2 protein-coding genes are annotated in these 20877 nt (G+C 73.6%); both read left to right on the top strand.

Features of this window, described 5'->3' with window-relative positions:
- Window positions 1-47 precede the first annotated feature (47 nt).
- Window positions 48-5012 carry a type I polyketide synthase gene (locus tag ACFZCY_RS28575; RefSeq protein ID WP_391179329.1) on the top strand — a complete coding sequence of 1655 codons (4965 nt, stop codon included), beginning with the start codon at window positions 48-50 and terminating at the stop codon, window positions 5010-5012.
- Window positions 5013-5291: 279 nt separating this feature from the next.
- Complete coding sequence (locus ACFZCY_RS28570; protein WP_391179752.1) at window positions 5292-20855, top strand: type I polyketide synthase; 15564 nt, start codon at window positions 5292-5294, stop codon at window positions 20853-20855.
- Window positions 20856-20877 lie beyond the last annotated feature (22 nt).

Below are 20877 nucleotides of genomic sequence, written 5' to 3'. Positions count from 1 at the left end.
CTCCCGGACCCCCGACGAACCAGAGCACTGCGAATAGGTGAACGTCCATGGCGACTGCGAACGAAGCCAAGCTCCGCGAATATCTGAAGAAGGTCACCACCGACCTCACCGCCGCCCATCGGCGTCTGCAGGAGGTCGACGAACAGGCCCATGAGCCCATCGCGATCGTGGGCATGAGCTGTCGCTTCCCCGGCGGTGTGCACACGCCCGAGGAGCTGTGGCAGCTCATGGCCTCCGGTGGCGAGGCGCAGACGGCGTTCCCGGCCGACCGGGGCTGGGACCTGCGGAACCTGTTCGACCCGGACCCGGACACCCCCGACACCACGTACACCCGCGAGGGCGGATTCCTCAGCGACGCCACCCGGTTCGACGCGGCGTTCTTCGGGATCTCGCCGCGTGAGGCGATGGCGATGGACCCGCAGCAGCGGCTGCTGCTGGAGACGTCGTGGGAGGCGTTCGAGCGGGCGGGCATCGACCCGGCCACCCTGCGCGGCAGCCGTACCGGTGTGTTCGCGGGCATGAACGCCTCCGACTATCTGACGGTCGCGCTCGACGCCGACGACGACTTCGGCGGGCACCTGGGCACGGGCAACGCCGGCAGCGTCGTCTCCGGCCGCCTCAGTTACGCCTTCGGCCTGGAGGGCCCGGCCGTCACCGTGGACACGGCCTGCTCCGCGTCCCTGGTGGCGCTGCATCTGGCCGTGCAGTCGCTGCGGCTCGACGAGTGCTCGCTCGCGCTGGCGGGCGGCGTCCACGTGATGTCCACGCCCGGTCTGTTCATCGAGTTCAGCCGTCAGCGCGGGCTGTCCCGGGACGGCCGCTGCAAGGCGTTCTCGGCCGACGCCGACGGCTTCGGCCCGGCCGAGGGCGTGGGCGTCCTGCTGCTGGAGCGGCTGTCGGACGCGCGGAAGAACGGCCACCAGGTGCTCGCGGTCGTCCGCGGTTCCGCCGTCAACCAGGACGGCGCGTCCAACGGCCTGACGGCGCCCAACGGCCCCTCCCAAAGGCGCGTCATCCAGCAGGCGCTGGCCAACGCGCGGCTGTCCGGCGCCGATGTGGACGTGGTCGAGGCGCACGGCACGGGGACGTCGCTGGGCGATCCGATCGAGGCGCAGGCGCTGCTCGCCACCTACGGCGCGGACCGCCCCGGGGAACTGCCGCTGCTGCTGGGGTCGGTGAAGTCCAACATCGGCCACACCCAGGGCGCAGCGGGCATCGCGGGCGTGATGAAGATGGTGCTGGCCATGCGGTACGGCGTGGTGCCGGAGTCGCTGCACATCGCCGAGCCGTCCCCGCACATCGACTGGTCCTCGGGCGCGGTCTCGCTGGTCACCTCGGCCACGCCGTGGCCCGAGACGGGCCGCCCGCGCCGCGCGGGCATCTCCTCGTTCGGCTTCAGCGGCACCAACGCCCACACCATCATCGAGCAGGCGCCCGCCGAGGAGCGGGAGCCCGCCGAGCTGGTGTCCAAGCAGCCGGGCGTGGTGCCGTGGGTGGTGTCCGGCAAGAGCGAGGCCGCGCTGCGCGCCCAGGCCCGGCGGCTGCTGGACCGCTTCCACGACGAACCGGCGCTGCGCCTGGTGGACGTGGGCCTGTCGCTGGCCACGACCCGCGCCGCGCTGGACGTACGCGGCGTGGTCCAGGGCCGGGACCGCGACGAACTGGTGGCCGGGCTGACCGCCCTCGCTGACGGCGGCATGGCGGCGGGCGTGGAGCGGGGCTCCGTGGTCGCGGGGCAGACGGCGTTCGTCTTCCCCGGCCAGGGGTCCCAGTGGGTGCGGATGGGCGTGGGGCTCATGGACGCCTCACCGGTGTTCGCCGCCCGCATCGAGGAGTGCGCCGCCGCGCTCGCGGAGTTCACCGACTGGTCGCTGGTCGATGTGCTGCGCGGGGTGGACGGGGCGCCGTCGCTGGACCGGGTGGATGTGGTCCAGCCGGCGCTGTTCGCGGTGATGGTGTCCCTGGCGGAGGTGTGGCGTTCGCTCGGCGTCGAACCGTCCGCCGTGGTCGGCCACTCGCAGGGCGAGATCGCCGCCGCGTGCGTGGCGGGCGCCCTGTCGCTGCGGGACGCGGCCCGAGTGGTGGCGCTGCGCAGCCAGGCGATCGGCCGGGTGCTGGCGGGCAAGGGCGCCATGGTGTCCGTGGCCCTGCCGGTGTCCCAGGTACGGCAGCGGATCGCACCCTGGGGCGAGGAGCGCATCTCGGTGGCCGCCGTCAACGGGCCCTCGGCCGTGGTGGTCTCGGGCGAACCCGCCGCGCTGGATGAGCTGCTGGCGTCCTGCGAGGCGGACGAGGTCCGGGCGCGCCGGGTGCCGGTGGACTACGCCTCGCACTCCGCGCAGGTCGAGCTGTTGCGCGATGAACTCCTCACGCTGCTGGCCCCCGTACAGCCCAGGACCGCGCAGGTGCCGTTCCTGTCCACCGTGACGGGAGAGTGGGCCGAGGGGCCGGAGCTGGACGCCGAGTACTGGTTCACCAACCTGCGCCGCACCGTCGAACTCGAAGGCGCCGTCCGGCGTCTGCTGGACGAGGGCTTCGGCGTGTTCATCGAGTCCAGCGCGCATCCGGTGCTGACGATGGCCGTGCAGGAGACCGCCGAGGACGCCGGGGTGGACGCGGCCGCGATCGGGTCGCTGCGCCGCGACGAGGGCGGCCTCGACCGCTTCTGGGCCTCCGTCGGCGAGGCGTGGTCGCGCGGTGTCGCCGTGGACTGGCACGCGGTGTTCGACGGCACCGGAGCCCGCCGTGTCGAGCTGCCCACGTACGCCTTCCAGCACCAGCGCTACTGGCCCGAGGCCGGGCCCGGGCGCGCGGCGGGGGAGACCCGGCACGACGCCGTGGAGGCCACGTTCTGGGCGGCGGTGGAGGCCGAGGACTGGCAGGCCCTGGCCGCCGAGCTGACCGTCGACGGCGACCAGCCGATGAGCGCCGTCCTGCCCGCCCTCGCGTCCTGGCGCAAGCAGGCCCGCGAGCAGTCCACGGTGGACGGCTGGCGCTACCGCGTGACGTGGCGGCCGCTCGCCGAGGCGCGGTCAGCGCGCCCGGACGGGCGCTGGCTCGTCATCGCGGCCGGCACCGACGACGCCTGGACGGCCGCCGTGACCGGCGCGCTGACCGGGCGCGGCGCCGACGTCCAGCAGATCGTGGCGGACCCCGGCGCGGACGGCCGTGAGCAGCTGGCCGATTGGCTGCGCACCGCGCACACCGAGGCGGGCGGGGACTTCGCCGGGGTGCTGTCGCTGCTGCCCCCGGCCGGGGACGCGCACCCCGGGCACCCCTCGCTGCCCGCCGGAGCCGCCGCCCAGCTCGCGCTGATCCAGGCGCTCGGCGACGCCGGAATCGGCGCCCCGCTGTGGTGCCTGACGCGGGGCGCGGTCTCCACCGGCGACGGCGACCGGCCGGAGCACCCCGAACAGGCCCTCGTGTGGGGCCTGGGCCGGGTGGCCGCGCTGGAGCACCTGGAGCGCTGGGGCGGTCTGATCGACCTGCCCCGGGCGCCCGACGAGCAGGCGCTGTCCCGGCTCATGGGCGTCCTCGCCGCCGACCACGACGAGGACCAGGTCGCGATCCGCGAGGCGGGCGTCTTCGGGCCCCGCCTGGTGCGCGCCCCGCTCGCCGACACGCCCCCCGTACGGTCCTGGAAGCCGTCCGGCACCACGCTGGTCACCGGCGGTACGGGACGCCTCGGCGCGGAGGTCGCCCGCTGGCTGGCTCGTAGTGGCGCCGAACACCTGGTGCTGGCGAGCCGCCGGGGCGCGGACGCCCCCGGCGCGGTGGAGCTGGAGGCCGAACTGACCGGGCTCGGTGCCAAGGTCACCCTCGCCGCGTGCGATGTGACCGACCGGGCGGCGCTCGCCGAAACCCTCGCGGCCATCCCGGCCGACCAGCCGCTGACGGCCGTCATGCACACCGCCGCCGTCATCGAGGACGGGGTGATCGAGGGGCTGACCCCGGACCGGGCGGAGCGTGTGCTGCGGCTCAAGGTGGACGCCACGCGCCATCTGCACGAGCTGACGCGGGAGCTGGACCTGACCGCGTTCGTGCTGTTCTCGCACTTCTCCGCGACGTTCGGCGCACCGGGCCAGGGCAACCAGGCGCCCGGCAACGCGTTCCTGCACACCTTCGCCGAGCAGCGCCGTGCGGACGGGCTGCCCGCCACCACCGTGTCCTGGGGCCCGTGGGGCGACGGCGGCACGGTGGACGGCGCCACCGGCGACCGGATGCGCCGCCACGGCATCAACGAGATGGCGCCCGCACCGGCCACCGCGGCGCTCCAGCACGCCCTGGACCGGGACGAGACGGCGCTCACCGTCATCGACATGGACTGGCGCCGCTTCACGCTCGCCTTCACCGCCGACCGGCCGCGTCCGCTGCTCGACGAACTGCCCGAGGCCCGCGAGGTCGTCGAGGAGGCGCGGGCCGACGCCACCGGGGACACCTCCGCGGGGGAGGCGCTGGCCGGGCAGCTGGCGACGCTGCCCGAGACCGAACGGGAGCGGGTGCTGCTGGAGCTGGTGCGTAGCGCGGTCGCCGCCGTGCTGGGACACTCCGGGGCCGAGGCGATCGAGGCGGGCCGGGCGTTCAAGGACCTGGGCTTCGACTCGCTCACCGCCGTCGAACTCCGCAACCGGCTGGGCGCGGCCAGCGGGCTCAAGCTGCCGCCGACCCTGATCTTCGACCACCCGACCCCGGCCGCCGTGGCGGCCCACATGCGGGCCGAGATCGCGCCCGACGCGGCGGCCACCGGCGCCCCGGTGCTCGAAGAACTCGACAGGCTGGAGACCGTGCTCGCGGGCAGCGCGCCCGACAACATCACCCGGGCGCGCATCACCATGCGCCTCCAGTCGCTGCTGGCGAAGTGGAACGAGTCGGACGACACCGCCGCCCCGGCCGAGCCCGCGGCGGCCCCGTCCGAAGCCCTCGCGCAGGGCGCGGCCGACGCCGATCAGCTCCAGTCGGCCAGTGACGAAGAGCTGTTCGCATTCATCAACAAGGGACTCGGAAGGGCGTGAAGCGAATTCTGCTATTGACGTCGTTCTCGATGTCGGACAGGATTTTCCCCACCCTTGAATAGAGTTCTCCAATACCGGCTGCCCCCTATCGAGTCCCTGGGTCACCAGGGGGTCGTAGGGGGCAGCTAGGGGTTGTCGGAAGGGTTAACGCGGACATAGCCTCTCGTGGAGAAGTCGACTAATTGGTTGTTGGTTACCGGCTCCCCTGTTGAGGATCTGTGGAGCATTTCCGATGCCGTCTGCCGTAAATGGATTGCGTAAATGGCGAATGAAGAGACGCTGCGGGACTACCTCAAGCTGGTAACGGCGGATCTGCATCAGACTCGCCTCCGCCTGCAAGAGGCCGAGGCGAAGAACCACGACCCCATCGCCATCGTGGGGATCGGCTGCCGTTATCCCGGAGGCGTCCGGTCGCCCGAGGACCTGTGGCGCATCGTCAGCGAAGGCGTCGACGCGGTCAGCGACTTCCCCGTGGACCGCGGGTGGAATGTCGACAGGATGTACCACCCGGACCCGGACCACCCCGGCACCAGTTATGTGCACGAGGGTGGATTCGTCGACGGAATCGCCGATTTCGACCCGTCGCTCTTCGGCATCAGCCCCCGTGAAGCGCTCGGCATGGACCCCCAGCAGCGCATGCTGCTGGAAACCTCCTGGGAAGCCTTCGAACGGGCCGGAATCGACCCGCTTTCGGCGCGCGGCAAGCAGGTCGGCGTCTTCGTCGGCACCAGCAATCACGACTACCTCGGGGCGATCCTCAGCTCCAACGAGAACTTCGAGGGTTATTTCGGTACCGGCAACGCCGCGAGCGTCGCCTCCGGCCGCCTCTCGTACACCTTCGGCTTCGAGGGCCCGGCGGTCACCGTCGACACCGCCTGCTCCTCCTCGCTGGTGGCGCTCCACCTCGCCGTGCAGGCGCTGCGGCAGGGCGAATGCTCGCTCGCCCTGGCCGGCGGCGCGACCCTGATGTGCGCGCCCGGCGTGTTCGTCGACTACAGCAAGATGCGCGGACTGGCCCTCGACGGCCGCTCCAAGCCGTTCGCCCCGGAGGCCGACGGCTTCTGCCTCGGCGAGGGCGTCGGCATCCTGCTGGTCGAGCGGCTGTCGGACGCCCAGCGCAAGGGCCACCCGGTGCTCGCCGTGGTCCGCGGCTCCGCCGTCAACCAGGACGGCGCCAGCAACGGCCTCACCTCCCCCAACGGCCCCTCCCAGCAGCGCGTCATCCTCCAGGCGCTCGCCAACGCCCGGCTCTCCCCCGACCAGGTCGACGCCGTCGAAGCCCACGGCACCGGCACCGCCCTGGGCGACCCGATCGAGGCGCAGGCGCTGCTCGCCACCTACGGCCAGGACCGGCCCGCGGGCAAGCCGCTGCTGATCGGCTCCATCAAGTCCAACATCGGCCACGCGCAGGCGGGCGCCGGTGTCGGCGGCGTCATCAAGATGGTCATGGCCATGCGCCACGGGGCGCTGCCCAAGACCCTCCACCTCACCGAGCCCACCCCGCACGTCGACTGGACCGCCGGGGACGTCGAACTGCTCACCGCCACCCGCGCCTGGCCGCACGACCCCGAGGGCGCCGAGCCGCGCCGCGCGGGCGTGTCGTCGTTCGGCATGAGTGGCACCAATGTGCACACCATCCTGGAGGAGGCCCCCGCCCCGGCCGCCCCCACGGACCTCGTGGCCGAGCCCGTGGCAGCCCGGGAAACGCTGACGCCCGTCGCGCTGTCCGGCAAGAACCAGGACGCGCTGCGCGCCCAGGCCGCCCAACTGCACGCCCACCTCACCGCGCACCCCGGCCACCGGCCCGCCGACGTCGCCTACTCACAGGCCGTCACCCGCGCCGCCCTCGACCGCCGCGCCGTGGTCGCCGCCGCCGACCGGGACGAACTCCTCGCGGGCCTCGCGGCGCTCGCCGAAGGCCGCCACCACCCCGAGGTCACCGAGGGCCTGGCCGTCGAGGGCAACATCGCGTTCCTCTTCACCGGCCAGGGCAGCCAGCGGCTCGGCATGGGCCGCGAACTGTACGAGAGCCACCCGGTGTTCGCCGAGGCGCTCGACGCGGTCTGCGCCCAGCTCGACCGCTTCCTCGACCGGCCGCTGAAGGACGTGCTGTTCGGCGACGACGCCGCGGCGCTCGACCGGACCGGCTACACCCAGCCCGCCCTGTTCGCCGTCGAGGTGGCGCTGTTCCGCCTCGTCGAGTCGTGGGGCCTGCTGCCCGACTTCCTGTCCGGCCACTCCATCGGCGAGATCGCCGCCGCCCACGTGGCCGGGGTGCTGTCCCTCACCCACGCGTCCGCGCTGGTCGCCGCGCGCAGCCAGCTGATGGAGCAACTCCCCGGCGGCGGCGCGATGATCGCCGTACAGGCCGCCGAGGACGAGGTGCTGCCGCTGCTGACCGACCGCGTGAGCATTGCCGCCGTGAACGGCCCGACGTCGGTCGTCATCGCGGGCGACGAGGACGCGGCTGTCGCCATCGCGGCGTCGTTCGAGGAGCGGGGCCGCAAGACCAAGCGGCTCAACGTCAGCCACGCGTTCCACTCCCCGCACATGGACGCGATGCTGGACAACTTCCGCCAGGTCGCGCAGCGCCTCACCTACGAGGCCCCGCAGATCCCGATCGTCTCCAACCTCACCGGCGATCTGGTGAGCGCCGACGAGATCACCACGCCCGAGTTCTGGGTCCGCCACGTCCGCGAGGCCGTCCGCTTCCTCGACGGCGTGCGCCGCATGGAAGACCTCGGCGTGACCACCTTCGTCGAACTCGGCCCCGACGGCGTGCTCTCGGCCATGGCCCAGGAGTGCGTAACCGAGGGCAGGACCAGGACGTTCGCGTTCCTGCCCGCCCTGCGCCCCGGCCGCCCCGAGACCCGCACCGTCCACCAGGCGCTCGCCCACGCCCACGTCCGCGGCGTACCCGTCGACTGGAACACGTACTACGCGGGCACCGGCGCCCGCCGCGTCGACCTGCCCACGTACGCCTTCCAGCGGCAGCGCTACTGGCCCGCCAACCCCTTCTCGTACGGGGACGAATCCGCCGCCGAGACGAGCGCACCGGCCCTCGCCGACGCCCGGTTCTGGGAGGTCGTCCACAGCGAGGACCTGGCCGCCCTCGTCGACACCCTCGGGCTCGACGGCGACCAGCCGCTCAGCGAGGTGCTGCCCGCGCTGTCCGCGTGGCGCCACCGCAACCACGTCGACACCACCGTCAACGGCTCGCGCTACCGCACCACCTGGAAGCCGCTGCCGCCGTATCCGGCCACGCCGCTCACCGGCACCTGGCTCGTCGCCACCCCCGCCGCACACGCCGACCACCCCTGGGTCGCGGGACCGCTGCGGACCCTGGCCGAACGCGGCATACGCGTCCACCACCTCACCGTCGACGGCACCACCGACGACCGCGCCACGGTCACCGAACAGCTCCGCGCCACCCTGAATTCGGGCGACGCGGCGGGCGTCGACGGCGTGCTGTCCCTCCTCGGCCTCGACGAGCGCCCCCACACCGCACACCCCTCGCTCACCGCCGGACTCGCGGGCACCCTCGCCCTCGTCCAGGCCCTCGGCGACGCCGGTACGGACGCCCCCCTGTGGTCCGCCACCCGCGGCGCCGTCTCCGTCAGCCGCTCCGACCGGCTCACCAGCGCCCACCAGGCCCAGATCTGGGGCCTCGGCCGCACCGTCGCCCTCGAACAGCCCGACCGCTGGGCCGGGTCGATCGACCTCCCCGAGACCGCCGACGACCGCGCCCTCGCCCGGCTCGCCGACATCCTCGCCGGACCCGACGCGCTCCGCGACGAGGACCACCTCGCGATCCGCCCGCAGGGCGTCCACGCCCGCAGGCTCGCCCGCGCACCGCACCACGAGACCACCGGCGACGGCTGGACCACCCACGGCACCGCACTGATCACCGGCGGCACCGGCGCCCTCGGCGCACACGTCGCCCGCTGGCTGGTCGCCCACGGCACCGACCATGTGCTGCTCGCCGGGCGCCGCGGCCCCGACGCCCCCGGCGCGGCCGAACTGGCCAACGAACTCACCGCCCAGGGCGCCGAGGTGACCATTGCCGCCTGCGACGTCGCCGACCGCGACGGCCTCGCCGCGCTCCTCGCGACCGTACCGGCGGAACACCCGCTGACCACCGTCGTCCACGCCGCCGGTGTGCTCGACGACGGGGTGCTCGACGCCCAGACCCCGCAGCGGATGGCCGACGTACTGCGCGCCAAGGCCGACGCGGCACGCCACCTGGACGAACTGACCCGTGGACACGACCTGTCCGCCTTCGTGCTGTTCTCCTCCATGTCCGCCACCTTCGGCGCCGCCGGCCAGGCCAACTACGTGGCCGCCAACGCCTACCTCGACGCGCTCGCCGAACAGCGCCGCGCCGAGGGCCTGCCCGCCACCTCCGTCGCCTGGGGCGCCTGGGCCGAGGGCGGCATGGCCACCGACGAACTCGTCGCCGAACGCCTCCGGCAGTCCGGGCTGCCCGCCCTCGACCCCGAGGCCGCGACCACCGCCCTGGGCGCCGCGCTCGACCTCGACGAGACCTTCTCCCTCGTCGTGGACATCGACTGGGACCGCTTCGCGCCCGGCCTCACCGCCAACCGCCCGAACCCGCTGATCGCCGACCTCCCCGACGCCCGCCGCGCCCTCGACGCGGCCCGCGCCGCCGGTGCCCCTGCCGCGGCCACCCCCGGCGACCCGTCGTCGCTGGCGCGGCAGCTGGCCGGCGCCGCGACCGACGAGGAACGCGACCAGCTCACCCTGGACTTCGTCCGCACCCAGGTGGCCGTCGTCCTCGGCCACCCCGGGCCGGACTCGGTGGAACCCAGCCGCGCCTTCCGGGACCTCGGCTTCGACTCGCTCACCGCCGTCGAAATCCGCAACCTGCTCGGCACGCTCACCGGGCTCAAGCTGCCCGCCACCATCATCTTCGACTACCCGACCCCGCTCGCCCTCGCCGACCACCTCCAGGCCGAACTCCTCGGCTCGCGCCCGGTCGTCACCGGCGCGTCGTCCGTGGGCGTGGCCGTCGATGACGACCCGATCGCGATCGTCGGCATGAGCTGCCGCTTCCCGGGCGGTGTCCGCACCCCCGAGGAGCTGTGGCGGCTGCTCGCGTCCGGGCAGGACGCGGTGACGGACTTCCCGGCCGACCGTGGCTGGGACGTCGAGTCGCTGTACGACCCCGAGTCCGGCGCCGAGAACACCAGCTATGTGCGGGAGGGCGGATTCCTCGCGGACGCCGCCGAGTTCGACCCCGTCTTCTTCGGGATCTCGCCGCGCGAGGCCCTTGCCATGGACCCGCAGCAGCGGCTGCTGCTCGAGACGTCGTGGGAAGCCTTCGAGCGGGCGGGCATCGACCCGACGACGCTGCGCGGCCGGCAGGTCGGCGTGTTCGCCGGGACGAACGGCCAGGACTACCTGCCCGTGATCCTTTCCGCCCCCGACGGGTCGGAAGGCTTCATGGGGACGGGCAACGCGGCCAGTGTGATGTCCGGTCGGGTGTCGTATGCGCTGGGTCTTGAGGGTCCGGCGGTGACGGTGGACACGGCGTGTTCGTCGTCGCTGGTGGCGTTGCACTGGGCGATTCAGGCGCTCCGTGCGGGTGAGTGCTCGTTGGCGTTGGCCGGTGGTGTGACGGTGATGTCGACGCCGGGTTCGTTCGTGGACTTCAGCCGTCAGCGTGGGCTGGCCGCCGATGGCCGTATCAAGGCGTTCGCGGCCGGGGCCGATGGCACCGGTTGGGGTGAGGGCGTGGGCATGCTGCTCGTGGAGCGGCTGTCGGACGCGCGGCGCAACGGGCACCCGGTGCTCGCCGTCGTCCGCGGTTCGGCCATCAACCAGGACGGCGCGAGCAATGGCCTGACCGCGCCGAACGGCCCGTCGCAGCAGCGCGTCATCCGGCAGGCACTGGCCGGGGCGGGTCTCTCCGCCGCCGAAGTCGACGCCGTCGAGGCGCACGGTACGGGCACCCGGCTGGGCGACCCGATCGAGGCGCAGGCCCTGCTCGCCACGTACGGCCAGGAGCGCGACGCGGACCAGCCGCTGTGGCTGGGGTCCATCAAGTCCAACTTCGGCCACACGCAGGCCGCCGCCGGTGTGGCGGGCGTGATGAAGATGGTGCTGGCGCTGCAGCACGGCGTGCTGCCGCAGACGCTGCACGTGGACGAGCCCACACCCGAGGTCGACTGGTCGGCGGGCGCCGTCGCGCTGCTGACCGAGGCGCGGGAGTGGCCCGAGAACGGCCGTCCGCGCCGCGCCGCGGTGTCCTCGTTCGGCATCAGCGGCACCAACGCCCACACCATCATCGAGCAGGCCCCGGCAAGCGAAGCCGAGGAAGCCGAGGAGCCCTCGCAGGTCAACGGCCCCGCCGCCTGGGTGCTGTCGGCCAAGACCCCCGAGGCGCTGCGCGGCCAGGCCGCTCAGCTGCGCGCACACCTCGACTCCCGCCCCGAGCTGGACGTGGCCGACGTGGCGTTCACGCTCGCCACGCGGCGTACGGCGTTCGAGGAGCGGGCCGCACTGGTCGCCGCCGACCGCGCCGGACTGCTGACCGCCCTGGACGCGCTCGCCGACGGCAACACCGCACCGGGCCTGGTCGAGGGCTCGGTGGCGAGCGGCAAGGTGGCGTTCCTGTTCACGGGTCAGGGGAGCCAGCGGCTGGGGATGGGCCGTGAGCTGTACGAGGCGTATCCGGTGTTCGCGGACGCGCTGGACGAGGTGTGCGCGCACCTGGATGTTCATCTGGAACGGCCGTTGCGGGATGTCCTGTTCGGGGATGACGCCTCGGTGCTGGACCAGACGGCGTTTACTCAGCCTGCGCTGTTCGCGGTCGAGGTGGCGCTGTTCCGGCTGGTCGAGGCATGGGGTGTGAAGGCGGACTTCCTGTCCGGCCACTCCATCGGTGAGCTGGCCGCCGCGCATGTGGCGGGTGTGCTGTCGCTCGCGGACGCGTGCACGCTGGTGGCCGCTCGTGGGCGTCTGATGCAGGAGCTTCCGGCCGGTGGCGCGATGATCGCCGTCCAGGCCGCCGAGGACGAGGTGGCGCCGCTCCTCACCGAGCGTGTCTCGATCGCCGCTGTCAATGGCCCGACGTCGGTCGTGATCGCGGGTGATGAGGACGCGGTTCTGGAGGTTGCGGCGGGTTTCGAGGCGCAGGGTCGTAAGACGAAGCGGCTCACGGTCAGCCACGCGTTCCACTCGCCGCGCATGGACGGGATGCTGGAGGCATTCCGTGAGGTGGCGCAGGGGCTGTCGTACGAGGCTCCGCGCATCCCGATCGTCTCCAACCTCACCGGCGAGCTGGTCTCCGCCGAAGACATCACCAGCCCGGACTTCTGGGTGCGCCACGTCCGCGAAGCCGTCCGCTTCCTGGATGGCGTACGCACCCTCCAAGCCCAGGGCGTCACCACCTACGTCGAGCTGGGCCCGGACGGTGTGCTCACCGCCATGGCTCAGGAGTGCGTGACCGGCGACGATGCCGCGTTCGCGTCCGTCTGCCGCAAGGACCGTCCCGAGGCCGAGGCGCTGCTGTCGGCCCTCGCGCGGGCGCACGTCCGTGGCATGGCGGTGGACTGGACGGCGTTCCACGCCGGTACGGGCGCCGCGCAGGTCGAGCTGCCCACGTACGCCTTCCAGCGCCAGCGCTACTGGCCGAAGGTGTCGTCGCTGTTCCTCGGCGACGTGGCCGCGGTGGGTCTGGGCGAGGCCGAGCACCCGCTGCTCGGCGCGAGTGCCGAACTGCCCGACTCGGACGGGATGCTGTTCACCGGCCGGCTGGCGCTGTCCACCCACCCTTGGCTCGCGGGCCACACGATCCTGGACAGCGTGCTGCTGCCGGGCACCGCGTTCGTGGAGCTGGCGATCCGCGCCGGTGACCAGGTCGGCTGCGACTACCTCGAAGAGCTGACCCTCGAAGCGCCGCTGGTCCTGCCCGAGCAGGGCGGCGTACAGCTGCGGCTTTCGGTGGGCGCGGCCGACGAGCTGGGCCGCCGTCCGCTGACGCTGCACTCGCGCGTGGAGAACCTGCCCGCCGAGGAGCCGTGGACCCGGCACGCGACCGGTGTGCTCGCGTCGGGCGGTCGCCCGGAGGCGATGTTCGAGCTGGGCGCGTGGCCGCCCGCCGATGCCACCGAGATCGACCTCGACGGCCGCTACGAGTCCCTGCTGACCATCGGTTTCGCGTACGGCCCGGCGTTCCGGGGGCTGCGCAGGGCGTGGCAGCGCAACGGCGAGGTGTACGCCGAGGTGGCGCTGCCCGATGACGTGGCCGAGGAGGCCGCCGCGTTCGGCCTGCACCCGGCGCTGCTGGACTCCGCCCTGCACGCCATCGGGCTCGACGGGCTGGGCAACACAGGCGGCGAGGGGCGGCTGCCGTTCGCGTGGACCGGGGTGTCGCTGTACGCGAGCGGCGCGTCGGCGCTGCGCGTCCACCTGGTGCCCGCGGGCAACGACGGGGTGCGGCTGGAGATCGCCGACACCACCGGTGCGCCGGTCGGCGCCGTCGAGACGCTGGGGCTGCGCCCGGTCTCGGCCGAGCAGCTGCGGAGCGCGCGTACGGCGTACCACGAGTCGCTGTTCCGCCTGGAGTGGATGGCGTCCGGGCCCGTGGCCCTGACGGACGCCCCGGCGGACGGCCGCTGGGCTGCTCTGGGCACGGACACCCTGGGCCTCGGTGGCACGGCGTACGCGGACCTCGCGGCGCTGGCCGAGGCGGTCGCCTCGGGTACGGCTCCGTCGCCCGAGTACGTCGTCGTGGCGCCGTCCACGAGCGCGGACGGCGATGACGTGGCCGCGGGTGCGCACCGGGCCGCCGCCGAGGCGCTTGCCACCGTCCAGCAGTGGCTGGGCGAGGAGCGGTTCGGGGACGCGCCGCTGGTGGTCGTGACCCGTGGCGCGGTGGCCGCCGACGCCGGTGAGCCGGTGGCGGACCCGGCCGGTGCGGCCGTATGGGGTCTGCTGCGCTCGGCGCAGTCGGAGAACCCGGGCCGTTTCGTCCTGGTGGATGTGGACGGCCGGGACGAGTCGGCGCAGGCGCTGCCCGCCGCCGTGGCATCGGGCGAGCCGCAGCTCGCGATCCGCGCGGGTGTGGTGTCGACGCCACGGCTGTCGCGGGTGGCCGTCGAGCCGGTGGAGCCGGAGGCGGAGACCGCCCGCGGCCTGGACCCCGAGGGCACCGTGCTGGTGACCGGTGCGTCCGGTTCGCTGGGCGGGCTGGTGGCGCGTCACCTGGTCGCGGAGCGTGGCGTACGGCATCTGCTGCTGGTGAGCCGCCGTGGTGACCAGGCGCCGGGTGCCGCCGAACTCGGTGCCGGGCTGGTCGAGTTGGGTGCTCAGGTGCGCTGGGCGGCCTGCGATGTGGCCGACCGGGACGCGCTCGCCGCGACCCTCGCCGCCGTCCCCGCCGAACGCCCCCTGACGGCCGTGGTGCACACGGCGGGTGTGCTGGACGACGGTGTGATCGGCTCGCTGACGCCCGAGCGCATCGACCACGTCCTGCGCCCGAAGGTGGACGCGGCCTGGAACCTGCACGAGCTGACGGCGGACCTCGACCTCGCGGCGTTCGTCCTGTTCTCGTCCTCCTCCGGCGTCTTCGGTGGCCCTGGGCAGGGCAACTACGCCGCCGCCAACGCCTTCCTGGACGCGCTCGCCCAGCACCGTACGGCCCAGGGTCTGCCCGCCACCTCGCTGGCGTGGGGCCTGTGGGCCGGGGCCGGTATGGGCACCACCCTGGACGAAGCGGACATCAACCGCATGCGGCGGGCCGGGCTTCCGCCGCTGCCGGTGGCGGACGGCCTCGCGCTGCTCGACACCGCGCTGACCATGGACGCGCCCTCGCTGGTGCCGATGCGGGTGGACCTCGCGGCGCTGCGCAACCAGCCCGCGATCTCGCCCCTCTTCCGTGGCCTGGTGCGCATCCCGGTGCGGCGCGTGGTGGACGCGGTCGCGGCGGGTGGCGATGCGGGGCCGGCCGGTCGGCTGGCGGGGTTGAGCGTGGCGGAGCAGGAGCGGCTGCTGCTGGACCTGGTCCGTGCGCAGGTGGCGACCGTGCTGGGTTACGCGGGTGCGGACACCATTGGCACCGGGCGGGCGTTCAAGGATCTGGGCTTCGACTCGCTGACGGCGGTTGAGCTGCGTAATCAGCTCAATTCCGTGACCGGTCTGCGGCTGCCCGCGACGCTGATCTTCGACTACCCGGACCCGCAGGTCCTGGCCCGCCATCTGCGGACCGAGCTGGTGGGCGAGGACACGGCGGAGGTGCACACGCCGGTACCGGTCACCGCCGCCGCCGCCACCGACGACGATCCGATCGCGATCGTGGCGATGAGCTGCCGCTACCCCGGCGGGGTCACCACCCCCGAGGAGCTGTGGCAGATGCTCTCCGCGGGGGAGGACGGCATCACGCGCTTCCCGGACAACCGTGGCTGGGATCTCGACGCCCTGTACGACCCGGACCCGGAGACCCCGGGCACCTCGTACGCCCGCGACGGCGGCTTCCTGCACGACGCCGCCGAGTTCGACCCGGCGTTCTTCGGCATCTCCCCGCGCGAGGCCCTGGCGATGGACCCGCAGCAGCGGTTGCTGCTGGAGACGTCCTGGGAGGCGTTCGAGCGGGCGGGCATCGACCCGTCGTCGGTACGCGGCAGCCGGACCGGTGTGTTCGCGGGCGTCATGTACCACGACTACGGGTCCCGGCTGCACGCCGTGCCCGACGGCGTCGAGGGCTACCTCGGCACCGGCAGTTCCAGCAGCGTGGTCTCCGGCCGCGTCGCGTACACCTTCGGCCTGGAGGGCCCGGCCGTCACGGTCGACACGGCCTGCTCGTCGTCACTGGTGGCGCTGCACCTGGCGGCGCAGGCGCTGCGCAACGGCGAGTGCTCGCTGGCGCTGGCCGGTGGTGTCACGGTGATGTTCACCCCGGGTACCTTCATCGATTTCAGCCGCCAGCGCGGGCTGGCCAGGGACGGCCGCTGCAAGTCCTTCGCCGCCGCCGCCGATGGCACCGGCTGGGGCGAAGGCGCGGGCATGCTGCTGCTGGAGCGGCTGTCGGACGCCCGGAAGAACGGCCACGAGGTGCTGGCCATCGTGCGGGGCAGCGCCGTCAACCAGGACGGTGCGTCGAACGGTCTGACGGCGCCGAACGGCCCGTCCCAGCAGCGCGTCATCCGGCAGGCCCTCGCCAACGCCCGCCTGGCCACCGGCGAGGTCGACGTCGTCGAGGCGCACGGCACCGGGACGACGCTGGGCGACCCGATCGAGGCGCAGGCCCTGCTCGCCACCTACGGCCGGGAGCGGGACGCGGAACGGCCGCTGTGGCTGGGCTCCGTCAAGTCCAACCTGGGCCATACCCAGGCCGCCTCCGGTGTCGCCGGTGTCATCAAGATGGTGCTGTCCATGCGGCACGGTGTGCTGCCGCGCACCCTGCATGTGGACGAGCCGTCGCCGCACGTCGACTGGTCGGCGGGCGCGGTGTCGCTGCTCACCGAACAGCAGACGTGGCCGGAGACCGGCCGCCCGCGCCGCGCCGCCGTGTCGTCGTTCGGCATCAGCGGCACCAACGCGCACGCCATCATCGAGCAGCCGCCCACCCCCGCGCGGGAGGCGAGCGGCGCCCCGGCGGACACCGAGGCCCTGCCGTACGTCCCTGTGCTGCTCTCGGCGCGCGGCGAGGACGCCCTGCGCGCCCAGGCGCGGCGGCTGCGCTCGCGGATCGCCGCCGGGACCGACCTCACGGACCTCGGCTTCTCCCTCGCGACCACCCGCGCCGCACTCGAACACCGCGTCGCCCTGGTCGCCGACGGCCACGACGAGGTGCTGGGCGCGCTGGACGCGCTGGCGCGCGGTGAGCACCCGGCGGCAGAGCTGCGCGGGGTCGCCGCCGACGGCGGCAAGGTGGCGTTCCTGTTCACCGGTCAGGGCAGCCAGCGGCTCGGGATGGGCCGCGAGCTGTACGCGGATTTCCCGGTGTTCGCGCAGGCCCTGGACGAGGTGTGCGACGCGCTGGACCAGCATCTCGAACGGCCGCTGAAGACGGTGCTGTTCGGGGAGGACGCCGAGGCGCTGGACCGGACCGGCTTCACCCAGCCCGCGTTGTTCGCGGTCGAGGTGGCGTTGTTCCGGCTGGTGGAGGCGTGGGGTCTGCGTGCGGACTTCCTGTCCGGTCACTCGATCGGTGAGTTGGCCGCTGCCCATGTGGCGGGTGTGCTGTCGCTCGCGGATGCGGCGACGTTGGTGGCGGCGCGTGGGCGTCTGATGCAGGAGCTTCCGGCCGGTGGCGCGATGATCGCGGTGCAGGCGTCGGAGGACGAGGTGGCGCCGCTGCTCACCGAGCGCGTCAGCATCGCCGCCCTCAACGGGCCCACGTCGGTCGTGATCGCGGGCGACGAGGACGCCGCTGCGCAGATCGCGGCGTTCTTCGAGGCGCAGGGTCGTAAGACCAAGCGGCTCACGGTCAGCCACGCCTTCCACTCGCCGCGCATGGACGCCATGCTCGCGGACTTCCGCAAGGTCGCGGAGGGCCTGACGTTCAACGCCCCGACGATCCCGCTGGTCTCCTGCCTCACCGGCACCGTGGCCACGGCCGACGAGATCCGGCTGCCGGACTTCTGGGTCCGCCACGTCCGTGAGTCCGTCCGCTTCGTCGACGGTGTGCGCACCCTGCGCGACAACGGTGTGACCACCTTCGTGGAACTCGGCCCCGACGGGGTGCTCTCCGCGATGGGCGAGAACTGCCTCGCCGAGACTCAGGAGACTCGGGACGAGGTTGAGAACGACGACGTCCAGGCGGTGTTCGTCCCCGCCCTGCGCAACGGCCGTCCCGAGGCCCGGGCGCTGGTCACCGCCCTCGCCCAGCTCCATGTGCGCGGCGTGGCCCTGGACTGGGCGGCCGTCTACGCCGGGCGCGGCGCGCGCCGCGTCGAGCTGCCGACGTACCCCTTCCAGCGGCAGCGCTACTGGCTCGACGTGGGCATCTCCGCCGAGGACGTGGCCTCCGCGGGCCTCGGCACGGCGGGCCACCCGCTGCTGGGCGCGGCGGTGGAACTCCCCGACACCGGCGGCTTCGTGTTCACCGGGCGGCTGTCGCTGCTGACCCACCCCTGGCTGGCCGACCACGCCGTCATGGACACCGTCCTGCTGCCCGGCACGGCCTTCGTCGAGCTGGCCCTGCGGGCCGGTGAGGAGGCGGGCTGCGACACGGTCGAGGAGCTGACCCTCCAGGCGCCGCTGGTCGTGCCCGAACAGGGCGCCGTGCAGCTGCGGCTGGAGCTGGCGGCGGGCGACGAGAGCGGGCGGCGCCAGCTGACCCTGCACTCCCGCCGGGAGGACGTCCCCGCCGACGAGCCGTGGACCCGGCACGCCACCGGCTTCCTCACCCCGTCGTCCGGGACCGCCGACCAGGCCGACCAGGCCGACCTGTCCGTCTGGCCGCCGGCCGACGCGACCGCCCTCGAAACCGACGCGTTCTACGAGCACGCGGCCGCCGCCGGGCTCGGCTACGGCCCCGTCTTCCAGGGCCTGCACGACGCCTGGCGGCGAGGCGACGACCTGTTCGCGACCATCCGGCTGCCGCGCGGCCACGAGCCCGAGGCCGCCTCGTACGGGGTGCATCCCGCCCTGCTGGACGCCGTCCTGCACACCCTCGGCCTCGCCACGCCGGACGGCGCGGAGACCGAAGGCGCGCGGCTGCCGTTCGCCTGGACCGGCGTACGGCTGTACGCCGGGGGCGCCGCGTCGCTGCGGGTACGGCTGCGCCCGGCCGCCGAAGGAGTGTCGCTGCACCTCGCGGACGGCACCGGCGCCCCCGTCGCCACCATCGACGGGCTGGTGCTGCGCCCGCTGTCGGCCGACCAGGTCAACGCCTCGCGCGCCGCGTACCACGAGGCGCTGTTCCGCCCGGAGTGGACGGCCCTGCCCGTCCCCGCGTCCGCCGCCGGTGTCCCGGTCGGCGAACGCTGGGTGACCCTCGGCGCCGATGCCGCCTTCACGGCCGCGGGGGAGCGGCTGGACGACTACCCGCACCTGACGGCGCTCACCGACGCACTCGACGGCACCGCGCCCGACGTGGTGCTCGTCCCGCTCACCGGTGGGGGTGCGTCGCTGCCGGAGGCGGCCAAGGCCGCCGCCCGGGACGCCCTGGACCTCGTCCAGAAGTGGCTGGCCGACCAGCGGTTCGCAGACACCCGCCTGGTGTTCGTGACCCGCGGCGCGGTCGCGGCACACCCCGGCGAGGACATCGCCGACCTGACCCACACCACGGTGTGGGGCCTGGTCAAGTCCGCCCAGTCGGAGAACCCGGGCCGGTTCGTCCTGGTCGACATCGACGGCACCGACGCCTCCCAGCGGGCGCTGCCGACGGCGCTCGCCACCGACGAACCGCAGCTCGCGCTGCGCTCCGGCACCGCACACGCCTACCGGCTCGCCCGCGTCCCGGCCGACCCGGACACCCCGTCGGCGGCCGGATTCGGCGACCCGAACGGCACCGTACTGCTCAGCGGTGCGAGCGGCGCACTGGGCGGCCTGTTCGCCCGCCACCTGGTCGCCGAGCGCGGCGTACGGCAGCTCCTGCTGCTCACCAGGCGCGGCGGCGACGCGCCCGGCGCGGCCGAACTGGCCGCCGAGCTGAGCGGGTTGGGAGCCACGGTGACCTGGGCGGCCTGCGACACCGCCGACCGGGACGCCCTGGCCACCGTCCTCTCCGCGATCCCCGCAGAGCACCCGCTCACCGCCGTTGTGCACACCGCGGGCGTCCTGGACGACGGTGTGATCAGCTCGCTGACCGGCGAGCGCGTCGACGCGGTGCTGCGCCCCAAGGTGGACGCCGCCTGGCATCTGCACGAGCTGACCCGCGAGCTGGACCTGTCCGCGTTCGTGCTCTTCTCCTCCGCCGCCGGAGCCTTCGGCAGCTCGGGGCAGGGCAACTACGCCGCGGCGAACACCTTCCTCGACGCGCTCGCCCAGCACCGTGCCGCGCGGGGCCTGCCCGCGAGTTCGCTGGCCTGGGGCCTGTGGGCGGCGGCCGACGGCATGGCGGGCAGCCTGGAGTCCACCGACGTGAACCGAATCTCGCGCGGCGGCTACGAGGCGCTGCCGCAGGACGAGGGCCTGGCCCTGTTCGACGTGACGGACACGCTCTCGGGTGGCGATGCCGGCGCCGCGGTGTTCGTCCCCATCGGCATCGACACCGGCGCCCTGCGCGGTCAGGCCGCAGCCGGGCTGCTGCCGCCGCTGCTGCGCGGCCTGGTCCGTACCCCCGTACGGCGCTCCGCCGACACCGGAGCCACCGGTACCGCCGGGACGGCGGCCGGATCGGTGGCCGACTCCGGGTCGCTCACCGAGCGGCTGGCGGGGCTCTCGGCCACCGAACGCGACCGCGAACTGCTGGACCTCGTACGGACGCATGTGGCGGCCGTCCTCGGACACGCCACCCCCGACGACGTCGACGCCGGGCGCGGCTTCCTCGACCTGGGCTTCGACTCGCTCACCGCTGTGGATCTGCGCAACCGACTGGGTGCCGCCGCCGGACTGCGGCTGCCGGTCACGCTGATCTTCGACTACCCGACGCCCACCGCCCTCGCCGGGTATCTGCGCGAGGAACTCGGCCTGGACACCACGGCCGCACACCAGCCCGTGCACGCGGAACTCGACAAGCTGGAAGCGATCCTCGCCACGATCGCCCCCGACGACGTCGAGAGCCCCGGCATCACCACCCGCCTGCGCGACCTCCTGTCGAAGTGGAATGAAACGCACAGTGCTACGGACAGCACCGCACAAGACCGTGAAATCCAGTCCGCGACAGCAGACGAGATCTTCGATCTCCTCGACGACGAGCTCGGGCTCTCCTGACCTGCTCCACAAGAGCTCATCG

The organism is Streptomyces sp. NPDC007983 (genome assembly GCF_042958345.1).
GTDB lineage: Bacteria > Actinomycetota > Actinomycetes > Streptomycetales > Streptomycetaceae > Streptomyces.
This window is presented reverse-complemented; position numbering and strand designations above follow the sequence as displayed.